14 protein-coding genes and 1 tRNA gene are annotated in these 14,295 nt (G+C 65.9%); 12 read left to right on the plus strand and 3 right to left on the minus strand.

Annotated features, from left to right (window positions below; all coding sequences use genetic code 11):
• The first annotated feature begins 14 nt into the window (after positions 1–14).
• Together AB0B25_RS01890 and AB0B25_RS01895 are read left to right on the plus strand one after the other, a co-directional pair.
• A complete protein-coding gene (locus tag AB0B25_RS01890) occupies positions 15–1,979 on the plus strand; it encodes an ABC transporter ATP-binding protein (protein ID WP_357173309.1) in 1,965 nt (654 codons plus the stop codon).
• 51 nt (positions 1,980–2,030) lie between these two features.
• Positions 2,031–2,648, plus strand: a complete 618-nt coding sequence (locus AB0B25_RS01895; protein WP_357173185.1) for a putative glycolipid-binding domain-containing protein — start codon at positions 2,031–2,033, stop codon at positions 2,646–2,648.
• Between the two features lie 81 nt (positions 2,649–2,729).
• On the opposite strand, the gene AB0B25_RS01900 is transcribed toward AB0B25_RS01895, so the two are convergent.
• Complete coding sequence (locus tag AB0B25_RS01900) at positions 2,730–3,680, minus strand: prephenate dehydrogenase (RefSeq protein WP_357173188.1); 951 nt, start codon at positions 3,678–3,680, stop codon at positions 2,730–2,732.
• 58 nt (positions 3,681–3,738) lie between these two features.
• Here AB0B25_RS01900 and AB0B25_RS01905 point away from each other — a divergent pair, with 58 nt between their 5' ends.
• The 3 genes from AB0B25_RS01905 (at position 3,739) to AB0B25_RS01915 (ending at position 4,960) form a co-directional block, all read left to right on the plus strand.
• Complete coding sequence (locus AB0B25_RS01905; protein ID WP_357068605.1) at positions 3,739–4,278, plus strand: tRNA adenosine deaminase-associated protein; 540 nt, start codon at positions 3,739–3,741, stop codon at positions 4,276–4,278.
• Between the two features lie 25 nt (positions 4,279–4,303).
• Entirely contained in the window at positions 4,304–4,756 is a 453-nt protein-coding gene (locus AB0B25_RS01910) for a nucleoside deaminase (RefSeq protein WP_357173311.1), read from the plus strand.
• A gap of 113 nt (positions 4,757–4,869) precedes the next feature.
• Positions 4,870–4,960, plus strand: a tRNA-Ser gene (locus AB0B25_RS01915).
• Positions 4,961–5,243: 283 nt separating this feature from the next.
• On the opposite strand, the gene AB0B25_RS01920 is transcribed toward AB0B25_RS01915, so the two are convergent.
• On the minus strand, positions 5,244–5,531 hold the full coding sequence (locus AB0B25_RS01920) for a DUF6191 domain-containing protein (RefSeq protein ID WP_357173191.1): 288 nt from the start codon (positions 5,529–5,531) through the stop codon (positions 5,244–5,246).
• A 217-nt stretch (positions 5,532–5,748) separates the two neighbouring features.
• Here AB0B25_RS01920 and AB0B25_RS01925 point away from each other — a divergent pair, with 217 nt between their 5' ends.
• From AB0B25_RS01925 to AB0B25_RS01935, 3 genes are all read left to right on the plus strand, one after another.
• Positions 5,749–5,949: a hypothetical protein gene (locus AB0B25_RS01925; protein ID WP_357173193.1), complete on the plus strand. Its 201-nt coding sequence runs from the start codon at positions 5,749–5,751 to the stop codon at positions 5,947–5,949.
• A gap of 247 nt (positions 5,950–6,196) precedes the next feature.
• Positions 6,197–6,445, plus strand: coding sequence for a hypothetical protein (locus AB0B25_RS01930; RefSeq protein ID WP_357173197.1), 249 nt, complete (start codon positions 6,197–6,199; stop codon positions 6,443–6,445).
• Positions 6,442–6,609: a hypothetical protein gene (locus tag AB0B25_RS01935; protein ID WP_357173313.1), complete on the plus strand. Its 168-nt coding sequence runs from the start codon at positions 6,442–6,444 to the stop codon at positions 6,607–6,609. The genes AB0B25_RS01930 and AB0B25_RS01935 overlap by 4 nt, the downstream gene beginning before the upstream one ends.
• Before the next feature lie 70 nt (positions 6,610–6,679).
• Here AB0B25_RS01935 and AB0B25_RS01940 read toward each other — a convergent pair whose 3' ends face one another.
• Complete coding sequence (locus AB0B25_RS01940; RefSeq protein ID WP_357173200.1) at positions 6,680–8,974, minus strand: MMPL family transporter; 2,295 nt, start codon at positions 8,972–8,974, stop codon at positions 6,680–6,682.
• 204 nt (positions 8,975–9,178) lie between these two features.
• On the opposite strand from AB0B25_RS01940, the gene AB0B25_RS01945 reads away from it, so the two are divergent.
• The 4 genes from AB0B25_RS01945 (at position 9,179) to AB0B25_RS01960 (ending at position 14,196) form a co-directional block, all read left to right on the plus strand.
• The gene (locus AB0B25_RS01945) at positions 9,179–9,772 is read left to right on the plus strand and encodes a TetR/AcrR family transcriptional regulator (RefSeq protein WP_357173202.1); all 594 of its coding nucleotides are present in this window, start codon (positions 9,179–9,181) and stop codon (positions 9,770–9,772) included.
• A gap of 38 nt (positions 9,773–9,810) precedes the next feature.
• Positions 9,811–10,332, plus strand: coding sequence for an Rrf2 family transcriptional regulator (locus AB0B25_RS01950; RefSeq protein ID WP_357173204.1), 522 nt, complete (start codon positions 9,811–9,813; stop codon positions 10,330–10,332).
• A gap of 81 nt (positions 10,333–10,413) precedes the next feature.
• Complete coding sequence (locus AB0B25_RS01955) at positions 10,414–12,144, plus strand: ABC transporter ATP-binding protein (protein WP_357173207.1); 1,731 nt, start codon at positions 10,414–10,416, stop codon at positions 12,142–12,144.
• Between the two features lie 141 nt (positions 12,145–12,285).
• A complete protein-coding gene (locus tag AB0B25_RS01960; RefSeq protein WP_357173209.1) occupies positions 12,286–14,196 on the plus strand; it encodes an ABC transporter ATP-binding protein in 1,911 nt (636 codons plus the stop codon).
• Positions 14,197–14,295 lie beyond the last annotated feature (99 nt).

Genomic DNA, 14,295 nt, shown 5'->3' on the forward strand with positions numbered 1-14,295 from the left:
CCGACTCAACGATTATGAAAGATGCTGTGTCACAGGATGATTCGGCAAATCAAGACCTGAAGGCCGACTGGCGCGGTATCGCGAGCGAGGACAAGGAGGTCACCGAGACCGGAAACCTGGTGCTGGCCGGTCGATCCCGGCGGCTGCTGCTCGAGGTGGTCCGGCCCTACCGCACGCTGGTCGGTGTCGCCCTGGTGCTCATCGTGGTCGACAACGCGGCGATGGTGGCCGCGCCGCTGTTCGTCGCACGTGGGCTGGACACCGGCATCGCGCAAGGCGCCGAGGGGAACTGGCTCCCGCTCGTCGCCACCGTGGCCGGTTACCTCGGCTCGGTCCTGCTCGGTGTGCTCACCACGTTCTTCTTCCTGCGGGTATCGGGCCGGATCAGCCAGAGTGTGCTGTTCGACCTGCGGGTGCGCTCGTTCACGCATATGCAGCGGTTGAGCGTGGCCTTCCACGAGAAGTACACCTCCGGCAAGGTGGTCGCCCGGCTCACCGGTGACATCGAGACACTGCAGGAATTGCTGGAGGGCGCGCTCAACCAGGCATTGAGTGCGATCCTTTCGGTGCTGACCATCGCGGCGCTGCTGATCTACCTGGACGCGACGCTCGCCGCGATCGTGCTGGGCGGTTTTGTCCCGCTGGCGCTGGTCACCCGCTGGGCGCAGCGCAGACAGCGTGCGGGTTACCGCCGCACGCGTGGCGCGATCGCGAGAGTGATCGTGCAGTTCGTCGAGTCGATGGGCGGCATACGGGCGGTGCAGGCATTCCGCCGGGAGCAGCGCAACGAGTCGGTGCTTGCCGTCGAGGACGCCGAATACCGCCTGGCGACCACCGCGGCCATGCGCGGTATGGGGGACTATGCCGGTCTGACCAAGCTGCTCGGCAATCTGACCACGGTGATCGTCATCATGGTCGGGGCGTGGCGGGTGATCGAGGGCGATCTCGCGGTCGGCGTGCTCGCGGCCTACCTGCTGTATCTCAGCGAGTTCTACGGCCCGCTGGATGAGTTGGCGCAGGTGTTCAATTCCTACCAGTCCGCGGCGGCGGCGCTGGAGAAGATCTCCGGTGTGCTGGAGGAGAAGCCGTCGGTGCCGGAGCCCGCGGCGCCGGTGGTCATGCGCACGGCATCGGGCTCGGTTCGGCTGGACAAGGTGTGGTTCGGTTACGGCGCCCGGTCCGCCGATCCCGGTACCGAAGTAGCGCGGCGTTCCGCACAGGATGTCGCCGCCACGCACAATGTCGCCCCGGTGCGATCCGCCGACTCCGCGGCGTCGGGCGGCGGCGACCCGCGTCCGGTGCTGTCGGAACTGACGCTGGACATCCCCGCCGGACAGGTGATCGCGCTGGTCGGTGCGACCGGCGCGGGGAAGTCGACGCTGGCCAAGCTGCTGACCAGGTTCTACGACCCGTCCGGCGGCGCGGTCACCCTCGACGGGGTCGATCTGCGCGATCTGTCGGACACCGATCTGCGGCGCAATATCGTCATGGTTACCCAGGAGTCCTACCTGTTTTCCGGGTCGGTGGCCGACAACATCCGGCTCGGCCGGCCGGACGCCACCGACGCGGAGGTGTTCGCCGCGGCCCGCGCGGTCGGTCTGTACGACTTCGTGCGAACTCTTCCGGAGGGCTTCGCCACCGATGTCCGCAAGCGTGGCGGCCGGCTCTCGGCCGGCCAGCGGCAGCTGGTCGCCTTCGCCAGGGTTTTCCTGGCCGATCCCGCGGTGATCGTGCTGGACGAAGCCACCTCGAGCCTGGACATCCCCGGTGAACGGCTGGTGCAGCGGGCGCTGGAGACGGTGTTGCGCGGGCGCACCGCCGTGATCATCGCGCACCGGTTGTCCACGGTGGCGATCGCGCACCGGGTACTCGTGCTCGAGGCCGGACGGATCGTCGAGGACGGCGCACCGGACCGGCTGATCGCCGGTACCGGCAGGTTCGCGAGCCTGCACGCGGCCTGGCGCGCGTCGCTGGCGTGATGCGGCTCGGTGGTGTGCGGGTTACGGCTGGGTGTCGCTTACGGTAGATACGTGACGACCCCAGCCTCCGACCCCGAGAGCCCCGCCCAGAGCAAGCAGGCATCCTCCCGGTGGCCGGCAATCCTCACGTGGCGCGCCCACGACGCGTCGCGGATGGAGTCGGTGCGGGTGACACTCAATGGCAACCGCATTCGCGCCTCCGGGCGAATGATCGGGGGCGCCGGCGCCGATCATCCCGCGTTCAGCGCCTCCTATGACTTGGTCACCGACGAGAACGGTAGGACGAAGCGGCTCTCCTTGCGCACCGCGACAGCCGCTGGCGAGCGCCAAGCGTCGATCGCACGGGACGAGGAGAACTACTGGCTCGTCGACGCCGGCGGCAACCATATCCGCTCCACTTTCGGGGGCTCCCTCGACGTGGATGTGGTGCTCAGCCCGTTCTTCAACACCTTGCCGATTCGCCGCTACGACTTGCAGCACGCGGCCGAGGCCGTACAGGTCCCCGTGGTCTACGTCCGCCTGCCCGATCTGCTCGTGCAGGAGGCCACGCTGGTCTATAGCAGCGCGCCCGAGGGCATCAGCGTGCTGTCCCCGGTTTCCAGCGCTACCGTCACGGTCGACGCCGACGGTTTCGTCCTCGACTATCCGGGCCTCGCCGAACGGATCTGAGCTCGCCAGCTGTCGGTGGCCGTTGCCGCCGGTAGTCGTGGCTGTTGCGCGAGCCGACCAGGCCTGCTTCGACCGCCGGGTTCAGTTCAGGTGGGTGAGAACTCCACCACGCTGTCCGGCCGCACGCAGGGTTTCCAGCCAATCATGGTCGCCGGGACGCACATCGGTGATTTCCCAGCGCTGCGCCGATTCGTAGCGAAGCCTGGCGTCGTACCCCGCTTCGACGAGTTCGGCGAGGGAGTTGTCGACCCGCAGGCTGTCGCGTGCCGCGCCGAGAACGGCGAGCGTCTCCTCCAGCACGTCCAACAGCGCGGCGGAGTTCGGTTCGCAGATCGCACGGACGAGATCCGGTGCGGTGCCCGCGACGCGGGTGCCGTCGCGGAACGATCCGGCGGCAAGGCCGAATGCGAGGTCGCCGCCGATGCCACCCGCCAGTGCCAGCGCCTCCGCGAGTACGTGCGGAAGGTGTGAGACGCGGGCCACGGCGCGATCGTGCTCGTCGGCCACTACGGGCAGCACCACGGAGCCGCAGTCCAGTGCGAGTCGCGCCACTCGAGCCCACGGGTCGGCATGGGTTCCCTCGTCCACGCCGACTGCCCACACCGCGTCCCGGAACAGGTCGGGATCGGCGGCACCCCATCCGGATTCCGCGGTACCCGCCATCGGATGGCCGCCGACATATCTCGAAGCAAGTCCGTGTGCGTGTACGGCCGCGCGGACCGGGGCTTTCACGCTGACCACGTCGGTCAGCGCGCACTGCGAGGCGAAGGTCACAATCGAGGAGAGGATGTGGTCCACCGCGGGCATCGGCACCGCGACAACGATCAGCGCGTCGGCGTCCGCGGCCCGGCGCAAGACGGCGGGCAGGTCCTCGGAGACGTCGAATCCGTCGGTGCGCGCGGCTTCGGCGCCCGCCGCCGATCGGTTGTATCCCCAACTGTCATATCCCGCGGTGACGGCCGCGCGCACCAGCGAACCACCGATCAGACCCGTCCCGAGGACGCACACGGGCGCTTTCTTTGCGGAAGTCACAAGAACAGATTTGCATACGACTTCAACATTTCAGCTCGAGCAGACTACCGTTGCGGCCATGGCAGCACAGCGCTCGGGCACGAACAGGGCGGCGTCGGATGATTACGACGACGTAGATGGGTTCGCAGTAGCGGTTGTCCGCGAAGACGGAAAATGGCAATGCAGTCCGCTGAGCCAAGCCGCGCTGACCGATTTGTCCGCAGCAGAAAACGAACTGAAGGCATTGCGCAGCTCGGGAGCTGTGTTCGGATTGCTGGACATCGATGACGAGTTCTTCATCGTGCTACGGCCCGCGCCGAGTGGTACCCGGATGCTGGTGTCGGACGCGACCGCCGCGATCGATTACGACATTGCCGCGGATGTCCTCGACGCCTTGAATGTGGAAATCCCCGACATCGACCCGGACGAGCTGGACGAAGTCGAGCCGTGGGAGGAGGGCGACCTCGGTGTACTCGCCGATCTCGGCCTGCCCGAACCCGTGTTGAGTGTCATCCTGGCCGAGACCGATCTCTACCCGGACGAGCAGCTCAACATGATCGCTCAGCGACTCGGTTTCGCCGACGAACTCTCCGCGGTGCTGGACAAGCTGCCCCGCTGACGTGGGAGATCTCTCGGACCTGTCCATCCCCTCGGACGCCGACCTGGTGCGCGTCGCCCTCGACGCAGCGACTGCGGCTGGGGACCGTGACGTACCTGTCGGCGCGGTTGTCTTCGATTCGACAGGAAAGGAACTTGCGCGTGCCGCCAATGCGCGCGAGGCACTCGGCGACCCGACGGCGCACGCGGAGATCCTGGCGCTGCGCCGTGCCGCGGAAGTGCTCGGCGACGGCTGGCGGTTGGCGGGCACCACTCTTGCCGTGACGCTCGAGCCGTGCACCATGTGTGCGGGTGCGCTGGTGTTGGCCAGGGTCGGCCGGTTGGTGTTCGGCGCGTGGGAGCCGAAGACCGGCGCCGTCGGTTCGCTGTGGGATGTGGTGCGTGATCGCCGTCTCAACCACCGGCCCGAGGTGCGCGGCGGAGTGCTGGAAGCGGAGTGCGTCGCGCTGCTCGACACGTTCTTCCGTGCGCAGCGCTGACCGTCGGTCGCCGGAAAGGTATGGCACCGATCCGCTGGGCGCCCAGTCGTCACCCTTGCCCCAGCTCACAAGCCGATTTAGCGATCCGTTGGCAGTCCGGTATGGTTGTCGGCGGTGGCGTGTCCGAGCGGCCTAAGGAGCACGCCTCGAAAGCGTGTGAGGGGTAACCCCCCTCCGAGGGTTCAAATCCCTCCGCCACCGCCACAGTCCCTCACTTTCCAAGTGAGGGACTTTTTCGTCCGCACCCTGCGATAGATCGTGTTACCGCGTCCCGCCGGGTAGGCACCACGAGCGTGCGCGCGAACCTCCCTACCTCCTCCGGATACGTTGTAGCGCCGACATCGCGGCTGCTCGCTGAGCGCAGTGTTATGGCTGCTGTTCCGCCCTCCTGATGACCATCATTCGACTGCGCTCAGGGGAAAGCGTGAGCGACGACATTCAGGCATCGACCGGCGCCTCCAGCTGCACAGGAAGGCAGCGAGAATCGCTAACGGTCTTCATCCTTGCGGAGGACGACGGTGTGGCGGTCCAGGTCGACACCGACCAGCGGCGGCGCGCCCTGGTCCCGCTCGTCACGCAGCATGGAAATCGATTCGCGGTGGTCGAGTTCCATGCGCTTGCCGCTGTGGAACAGTGCGGTGAACTCGTCGGTGAAGGTGCCCGAGATGGGGGTGCGGCGGCGTCTGCGGCGCTTGTTCACGGTCAGTTCGTAGACCGCCACCAGCACGAGGAGGATCACCCAACCCGGGATCCACCACTGCATTACAGATGCCATACCTCCGGAAGGTACCAGGAGCTAGGTCGATCTGTAGCGCTGTGCTGTCGCGTCCGAACATCCGAACCGCGTGGTCGGTGCGGTTCGAAAAAATGCCGGTCGACCGACGGATATTCGGCCGAATCCGGGGTATCCGCCGGATATAGGAGTGCGGAAAGGACGCGATGCCAGAATGCGCCGTCGAACAGTCCGCGCAGGAACGATGCGCGAGAGAAACATGAGAATCGGAAGTGTAATCGTTTTGGTTTGGCTGCTGATCGGCGTGGTCGCCGCGGGACAGCGGCACTACTTCGACAGCGGCCCGATCAACTGTGCCGGTTTCGGGACCATTGCCGTCACCGTCATCGCGGGACCGCTCAACTACATGGGCGTGAACCCGAAGATCGAGGATTGCAATGTGCCACAACCAAGTCCGTAGTTCAGCACAGTGACACCGACGGCCGAGCGGATTCCGCTCGGCCGTCCCCGCGTCACGTTCGGCGCGGCTCCGAGTCGGGGAATCGGCACCGCGCTGTCCGGTAAGAGGATCGGCACGCGCCGCAGTACATACGGGCCGATCCTAGAACTCGGCAACTGTGGTGCACTACCGCTCTATCAGGAGTGCGAGGGTAGTTCATCGGGATCCGGGTACCCAGCTCACGGGGAGCACGGAAGGAAGCGATGCGATGCGCGACCGCGACATTCGACAGCGATCCACGCGTGGCACGGGAAGCCGAGTGGCCGGGCTCCTGCTGATGGTCTGGCTGGCCGTGGGGCTACTCGCGGCCGCCCAGCGGCATTATTTCGACAGCGGCCCGGTCATCGATTGCGCAGGCTGGGGCACGATCGGTCTGACAGCGCTCGCCGGCCCCTTCAACTACCTGGGGATGAATCCGAAAGTCGGTGACTGCGAGCTTCCACAGCCCAGCCGGTGACCGAACGACAGTCGCGATCACTCCCCCGCCCCGCCCGGCATCCGGACCGGGCAGGACAGCGGATCAGGTCAGCCCACGTCGCCCAGAAACTCAACGGCCGTCCACGCAAAACGCTCGGCTGGGATACCCCAGCCGAGCGCCTGCGTGATCTACTCACCGCCTAACACCAGCAGTGTTGCGACGACCCCTAGAAATCGCCGGACTCGGATGCGGGGCCGAACGGTAGTGGCCGGATCAGCTGACGCCGACCGGCACCTTCGTGTCGTCTGTCGAACGCTGCTGTAGTGCACGCAGTTTCGTGCCTTCGACGTCGATATCGGGCAGGATCCGATCGAGCCAGGTCGGCATCCACCAGGACCACTTGCCCATCAGCACCAGCAGTGACGGGATCAACACCATCCGGACGATGAACGCGTCGAACAGCACACCCGCGGCCAGCGCGAAGCCGAACGACTTGGCGGTCACGTCGGTTTCCAGCAGGAAGGAGCCGAACACCGAGATCATGATGACCGCCGCCGCGGTCACCACGCGGGCGCCGTGGTGGTAACCGGCCACTACCGCCTCTCTGGGCGACTTACCGTTGACGTACTCCTCCCGCATTCGGGTCACCAGGAACACCTGGTAGTCCATGGCGAGGCCGAAGACGAGGCCGATGAGCATGATCGGCAGGAAGCTGATCAGCGGATGCGGGTCCTCGATCAGGCCGAGTTTGCCCTGCTGGAAGATCAGCACGGTCGCGCCGAAGGTCGCCGCCATGGACAGCAGGAATCCGAGCGCCGCGGTGAGCGGCACGAGGATCGAGCGGAACACCAGGATCAGCAGCACGAACGCGGCGCCCGCCACAATGGCCAGGTAGGGCACGATCTTGCCGAGTAGCACGTGGTCCACATCGGCGAAGATCGCCGTGGTTCCGGTGATGCCGTACTCGACGCCGTACTCGGCTTTCAGCTGGTCCTCGGCAGCACGGGCGTCCTGCACCAAGTCCTTGGTGGCCTGGTTGTTCGGGCCCGACTTCGGCACGCCGTCCAGCAGCGCGCCCTGCCCGTCTTTGCTCCACTGCGGCTCGGTCACGTAGTCCATGCCGGGGTAGGCGGCGAGCTTGTCGCGTAGCGCCGTGACCGCCGCCTGCCGGTTCTCGGTGGGTACGTCGGTCAGGTCGACGGCCACGTTCAGCACGCCGTTGCTGCCTTCGCCGAAGCCCGCGGTGCGCAGCTCGTAGGCCTTACGGATGGTGGAGGTCTTGGGCATGCTGTCATCACCGGGCAGGCCGAGGTTCAGCCCGGCCGCCGGTGCGGCGAGCGCGCCGAGTACCACGACGCTCAGGATCAGCGCGGCCCACGGGGCCTTGCCGATCAGTCGGCCGAAGCGCATGCCGTTGGTGACCGAGTTGTCGTCCTCCGGGTCGTGTTGCGCGATCAGCGGCAGCTTCGGCTTGAACAGGAAACGCCCGAAGGCGCCGAGCAGGGCAGGCATCAGGGTGATCGCGGTGAGTACCGCGAAGCCTGCGGCGATCGCGCCACCCAGACCCATGAATGTCATGAACTGAACACCGACGATGCTCAGGCCGGCCAGCGCGATAATGACGGTCAGGCCGGCGAATACCACGGCCGAGCCGGCCGTGCCGAGTGCGGTGCCCGCTGCTTCTTCGGGCGAATCCTGGACGGCGAGTTCGTGTTTGTATCTGGACACGATGAACAGTGCGTAGTCGATGGACAGCGCGATGCCGATCATCGAAGCGAGGAAGGTCGTGAAGCTGGGGATCTCGATCACCGAGGTGCCGAGCATGATCAGCGAGGTGGCCGCGCCGAGGCCGACGATCGCGGTGACGATCGGCACGAACGCGGCGACGATGGCGCCGAATGCCGCGACCATCACGACCAGCGCGACGGCCATGCCGATCATCTCGGACTTGCCGCTCGGCATCTCCTGCTTCATCGCGATCGAGCCGCTCATCTCGACGGTGAGTCCGGCATTGCGCGCGTCGGCGGCCACCTCGTATGCCGCGTCCCGATTCTGGTCGGTCACGTCGGTGAACTTCGCGATCGTGAACGGGACGTTCATCACCGCTACCGCGTCCGGTTCGGTCTTGCTGAGCACGTTCAGTGGCGCGCCACTGCACTTGGTCGGGTCGGGAGCGGCCAGGCAGCCCATCTTCTCGGCCGCGTCGATCGGGTTCATGATCGGTTTGCTGTGGTCGACGATGTCGAGCTGGCCGAGCCTGGCGATGAACGCTTCGAGCGCCACCCGGTTGGCCGGGTCGGTCAGCTTCTGCCCGTCCGGCGCGGCAATGACATAGGTGCCGGTGACCGCGTCGAATTTGAACGCGTCGGAGGCGCCGGGGAAGTGTTTGTCCAGAATGTCGGTGGCCCGCGCGGACGGCAGGTTCGGCATGCTGAAGTCGTTGGTCATCGGTTTGCTGAGCTGTGCGCCCAGGCCCCCGAGGAGCACGAACAAGACGATCCAGGCGGGGAGGACTATCCATTTCCGGCGGAAAGCGAACTTTCCCCATCTATAGAGGTAAACGGACACGAGGGGTTACTCCTAGCGGTGACTGGGAACGTGCTGGTTCGCGTGTAGACAGCACTCTCGCGGGGAGCCCTGTCTGCCCCGCCTCCACACTGACGCTTCTGCCTACCGTGCGGTAGGTAGACTACCCAGGAGCTAAGCGGAGGTACAACCTCTAATTCTGAGGGCAACGCTGACTCGGCTGAGAAGTGATGAGAGGATCATCCCATGGCTGTCCGCGACACACCCGGCACTGTTGCCGCAGGTGGAGGCACGAAAATTGCGATTCGCGACGCTGCGGTTCGGCTGTTCGGAGCCAAAGGATTCGAACAGACGAGCCTGCGCGAGGTCGCGGATGCGGTGGGAATCACAAAGGCCTCGCTCTACTATCACTACGCTTCGAAGCTCGATCTGCTGCTCGCCATCATCGATCCGATCGTCGATCACATGCGCTCGGTGGTCGACGATCTCGACCAGGCGCCGCGCGATCCCGACAACATCCGTCAGGTACTGCGGACGTATCTGCGCGGCCTGATCCACCACCGCGACGCTGGAGCATTGGTCGTGCGCGACACGGTCGCGATCATCAACGCGATGGCCGACCGCTACCCGGATCTGATGGAAGCGAGCAGAGTGTTGCGCGAATGGCTGGCTGGGCCGAACGCGACCGAGGACGCCCAGCTCCGGGCTTGCGCGGCACTGGAGGTGATCGGCGTCGCGCTGGTGTCCAAGGAACTGGTGCCCGGCGCCGACGACTCGGTGGTCGAATCGTCCCTGCTGGACGCCGCGACTTGTGTGCTCACCGCGGGTGGAACCGCGTAGATTCGACCTACCGCCGCCAACGCCAGGGAGTTGTCGCTGTGCATATCAGCGCGAAGGTCGATTACGCGGTGCGGACGCTGCTCGAGATCGCCCACGCACCACGGCTGGACCCGCCCACGGTCGGGCGCGCGGCACCCGTCGCACAAGCGGCCCCGGTCGTCAAAGCGGCCCCGGTCGTCAAAGCAGAGGCGATCGCCACCGCGCAGCGGATTCCGCCCAAGGTGCTCGAGTCCGTGCTCGGCGAGCTACGGCGGGCCGAACTGGTGATCAGCAGGCGCGGTCCGGACGGCGGCTACTGGCTGGCCCGGCCCGCCACCGAGATCTCCATCGCCGACGTGATCCGAGCGATCGAAGGGCCGCTCGCATCGGTACGCGGCGAACGACCCGAGGATGTGCATTACTCCGGCGCGGCCGAGTCACTGCAGCGGGTGTGGATCGCTGTGCGGGTGAATCTGCGCGCCGTGCTGGAGAATGTGTCCATCGACGATATCGCGCGGAATCGGCTCCCCGGATTCGTCGAGGCGCTCACCGAGGATCCTGGAGCCTGGTCACGCCGATAGCTCCGCGCCAGGAAGGGTATTCATGCTGGTCAGCAATCTCCACGACGGAGTGCGTCGTTTGCCGGTAGCCTGCGAATCACCATGCTGATCAGTCTGCTCCGTACGCATCTGTACCCCTACCGCGCCCAATTGGCGGGGGTCGTTGCGCTTCAGCTGGTTTCCGTCATCGCGATGCTGTACCTGCCGAGTCTGAACGCGGATCTGATCGACGACGGCGTCACCAAGGGCGACATCGGCTATATCTGGACGACCGGTCTGTGGATGCTCGCGGTCACCGGGGTGCAGATCGTCGCATCGGCCTGTTCGGTCTATCTCGGCGCGCAGGCGGCGATGGGCGCGGGACGGGATCTGCGCGCCGCCGTGCTGCACCGGGTCGGCACGTTCTCCGCGCGGGAAGTGGGCATGTTCGGCGCGCCGTCGCTGATCACCCGCAACACCAACGATATCCAGCAGGTTCAACTGCTCATCGTGATGTCGGCGACCATCCTGGTGATGGCGCCGATCATGTGCGTCGGCGGCATCATCATGGCGCTGCGCGAGTCTCTCGGTCTGTCCTGGCTGCTGCTGATCGCGGTGCCCGCGCTCGGGATCACCATGGGTTTGCTCATCTCCCGGATGGTGCCCCGCTTCCGCGAGATGCAGGTCAGGATCGACGGGGTGAACGGGGTGCTGCGCGAGCAGATCACCGGTATTCGCGTGGTCCGGGCATTCGTACGGGAGCGGCAGGAGACCTGGCGCTTCGGCGTGGCCAACTCCGAACTCACCGAGACGGCGTTGCGCGTCGGCCGGTTGACCGCGCTGATGTTCCCGACAGTCATGCTGATCAGCAATGTCACCGCCGTCGGAGTGATCTGGTTCGGCGGGCGCGCGATCGACGCGGGTCACATGCAGATCGGCTCGCTCACCGCGCTGCTGTCCTACATCATGCAGATTCTGATGGCCGTGATGATGGCCTCGTTTCTGGCCATGATGGCGCCGCGCGCGGCGGTCTCCGGGGACCGGATCGGCGAGGTGCTGGACACCGAATCCTCCGTCCACCCACCACGACTGCCGCAGCCGTTCACCGAAGACCCGGCCGCGGTGGACTTCCAGTTCGCGGAATTCTGTTTTCCCGGCGCGGAAAAGCCGGTGCTGAAAGCCATCCGGTTCGAGGTGCGGCCCGGCACCACCACCGCGATCGTCGGCTCCACCGGCGCGGGCAAGACCACGCTGCTCAACCTCATTCCCCGGTTGATGGACGTCACCGACGGTGCGGTGTACGTCGGCGGCACCGACGTACGGCATATCGACCTGGAGCTGTTGCGCGCGCAGATCGGACTCGTTCCGCAGAAGGCCTACCTGTTCTCCGGGACGATCGCGAGCAACCTGCGTTACGGGAATCCGGACGCCACCGACGAGGAGCTGTGGCAGGCATTGGAGATCGCGCAGGCCGCCGATTTCGTCCGGGAGATGCCGCAGGGCCTGGAGAAACCGGTAGCGCAGGGCGGAACCACCGTTTCCGGTGGTCAGCGCCAGCGGCTGGCCATCGCGCGGGCACTGGTGAAGAAGCCGAGAGTCTACCTGTTCGATGACTCGTTCTCCGCGCTGGACGTTGCGACGGACGCCAGGTTGCGGGAGGCGTTGAAGCCGGCCACCGTGCAGGCCTCGGTGGTCATCGTCGCCCAGCGCATCACGACCATCCGCGACGCCGATCAGATCGTGGTGCTGGAGGACGGCGTGATGGCAGGGGTCGGCACCCACGAACAGCTGATGCGGGACTGCTCGGAGTACCTGGAAATCGTCGAATCACAGTTGAGTGCCGAGGAGGTGTGATGAGCCATCATTGCGCAGCGCTCATCTGCGCCGACCGGGTGCGGGTGTCCCGCATGGCACAGGAGGTGTGATGAGCCATCATTGCGCAGCGCTCATCTGCGCCGACCGGGTGCGGGTGTCCCGCGTGGCACAGGAGGTGTGATGAGGCCAGGTATGCCGGGTCCGGGTGCGCCGGGCACGAAGGCCAAATCGTTCGGCCCTTCACTGCGCAGATTGCTGCGCAGGCTCGCTCCGGAGCGGTTCTATGTCGGGCTGATCATTCTGCTCGTCATCATCTCGGTGGTACTGAACACGCTCGGGCCGTACATCCTCGGTAAGGCGACCAATCTGGTCTTCGACGGTGTGGTCGGTAAGCAACTGCCCGCGGGAATCAGCAAGGACGAGGCCGTCGAGGCATTGCGGGCCAAGGGCGACAACACCTTTGCCGACATGCTCGGGGCGATGAACGTCATCCCCGGCGCGGGTGTGGATTTCGGCGCGGTCGGCCGGGTGCTCACACTGGTGCTCGCGCTCTACCTGGGCGCCGCGATGTTCGGCTGGTTGCAGGGCTATCTGCTCAATATCGTCATCAACCGAACGGTGAAGCGGCTGCGCAGCGACATCGAAGACAAAATTCACCAGTTGCCGCTGCGCTACTTCGATTCCGCGCCGCGCGGTGACTTGCTCAGCCGGGTCACCAACGACGTGGACAATATCTCGCAGAGCCTGCAGCAGACCATGAGCCAGCTGCTCACCTCGGTGTTCTCGGTGCTCGGCATCCTGATCATGATGTTCTGGATCTCGCCGATCCTGGCAGTGATCGCGCTGCTCACGGTGCCGGCTGCGGTCCTGATCACCGCGCAGATCGCGAAACGCTCCAAGCCGCACTTCGTCGACCAGTGGAAATACACCGGCCTGGTCAACGCCCAGGTGGAGGAGGCGTACACCGGGCATGAGGTGGTCGCCGCGTTCGGCCGCAACCACGAGGTCGGCGAAGAGTTCGACAAGCGCAACGAGCAGCTGTATCAGGCCAGCTTCAAGGCCCAGTTCATCTCCGGCCTGATCATGCCCGCGATCATGTTCCTCGGAAACGTGAATTTCGTGCTGGTCGCCCTGGTCGGCGGCCTACGGGTGGCGACAGGCAACTTGTCGCTCGGCGACGTACAGGCGTTCATCCAATACTCCCGACAGTTCAGCCAGCCGCTGACCCAACTCGGCGCGATGGCCAACCTGTTGCAGTCCGGTGTCGCCTCGGCCGAGCGGATCTTCGAGATCCTCGACGCCGAGGAACAGAGCCCGGACCCGGTGATGCCCCCTGTTCGCCCGGTGGATCGCGGCCGAGTGGAATTCGAAGCCGTCTCGTTCCGCTACGAACCGGACAAACCCGTGATCGAACGGCTGTCGCTGGTGGCGGAGCCCGGCCATGTGATCGCCATCGTCGGCCCGACCGGCGCGGGCAAAACCACGTTGGTGAATCTGCTCATGCGGTTCTACGAACTCGACGCGGGCACCATCACCATCGACGGCGTCGATATCACCGAGATCACGCGCGACCACCTGCGCGCCCGCATCGGCATGGTGTTGCAGGACACCTGGCTGTTCCACGGCACCATCCGGGAGAACATCGCCTACGGCAACCCGAACGCGAGCGAACAGGACATCCTGGCCGCGGCGCGCGCCGCATACGTGGATCGTTTCGTGCACGCGCTCCCCGACGGCTACGACACGATCCTCGACGAAGAAGGCTCCGGCGTCAGCGCGGGCGAGAAACAGCTGATCACCATCGCACGAGCGTTCCTGGCCAAACCATCCATCCTCATCCTCGACGAGGCGACCAGCTCAGTCGACACCCGCACCGAACTGCTGGTGCAGCACGCCACCGCCGCACTGCGCCGTGACCGGACCAGCTTCGTCATCGCCCACCGCCTATCCACCATCCGCGACGCCGATCTGATCGTCGTCATGGAATCGGGCCGCATCGTGGAACACGGCACCCACGAACGCCTGCTCGACGAGCGCGGGGCCTACTACCGCCTGTACAACGCCCAATTCGCGGGGGCTGTGTCTAATTAGCAGCGCCTGCGGCGCTGCGGGTTCGCGGCCCCTGTTGGCTCGCGTCCGAGCGACCGCCGCTTGCGACTTCGTCGCGGACGCGTCGGCCGCTCGAACGCG

Origin of the sequence: Nocardia sp. NPDC049190 (assembly GCF_040648115.1) — a bacterium.
Lineage (GTDB): Bacteria > Actinomycetota > Actinomycetes > Mycobacteriales > Mycobacteriaceae > Nocardia.

Coding starts and splice junctions, on each gene's coding strand:
- AB0B25_RS01930 (WP_357173197.1), top strand. CDS start 6,197: ATGCGCGACCGCGACATTCGACAGCGATCCACGCGTGGCACGGGAAGC.
- AB0B25_RS01890 (WP_357173309.1), top strand. CDS start 15: ATGAAAGATGCTGTGTCACAGGATGATTCGGCAAATCAAGACCTGAAG.
- AB0B25_RS01960 (WP_357173209.1), top strand. CDS start 12,286: ATGAGGCCAGGTATGCCGGGTCCGGGTGCGCCGGGCACGAAGGCCAAA.
- AB0B25_RS01920 (WP_357173191.1), bottom strand. CDS start 5,531: ATGGCATCTGTAATGCAGTGGTGGATCCCGGGTTGGGTGATCCTCCTC.
- AB0B25_RS01905 (WP_357068605.1), top strand. CDS start 3,739: ATGGCAGCACAGCGCTCGGGCACGAACAGGGCGGCGTCGGATGATTAC.
- AB0B25_RS01945 (WP_357173202.1), top strand. CDS start 9,179: ATGGCTGTCCGCGACACACCCGGCACTGTTGCCGCAGGTGGAGGCACG.
- AB0B25_RS01955 (WP_357173207.1), top strand. CDS start 10,414: ATGCTGATCAGTCTGCTCCGTACGCATCTGTACCCCTACCGCGCCCAA.
- AB0B25_RS01925 (WP_357173193.1), top strand. CDS start 5,749: ATGAGAATCGGAAGTGTAATCGTTTTGGTTTGGCTGCTGATCGGCGTG.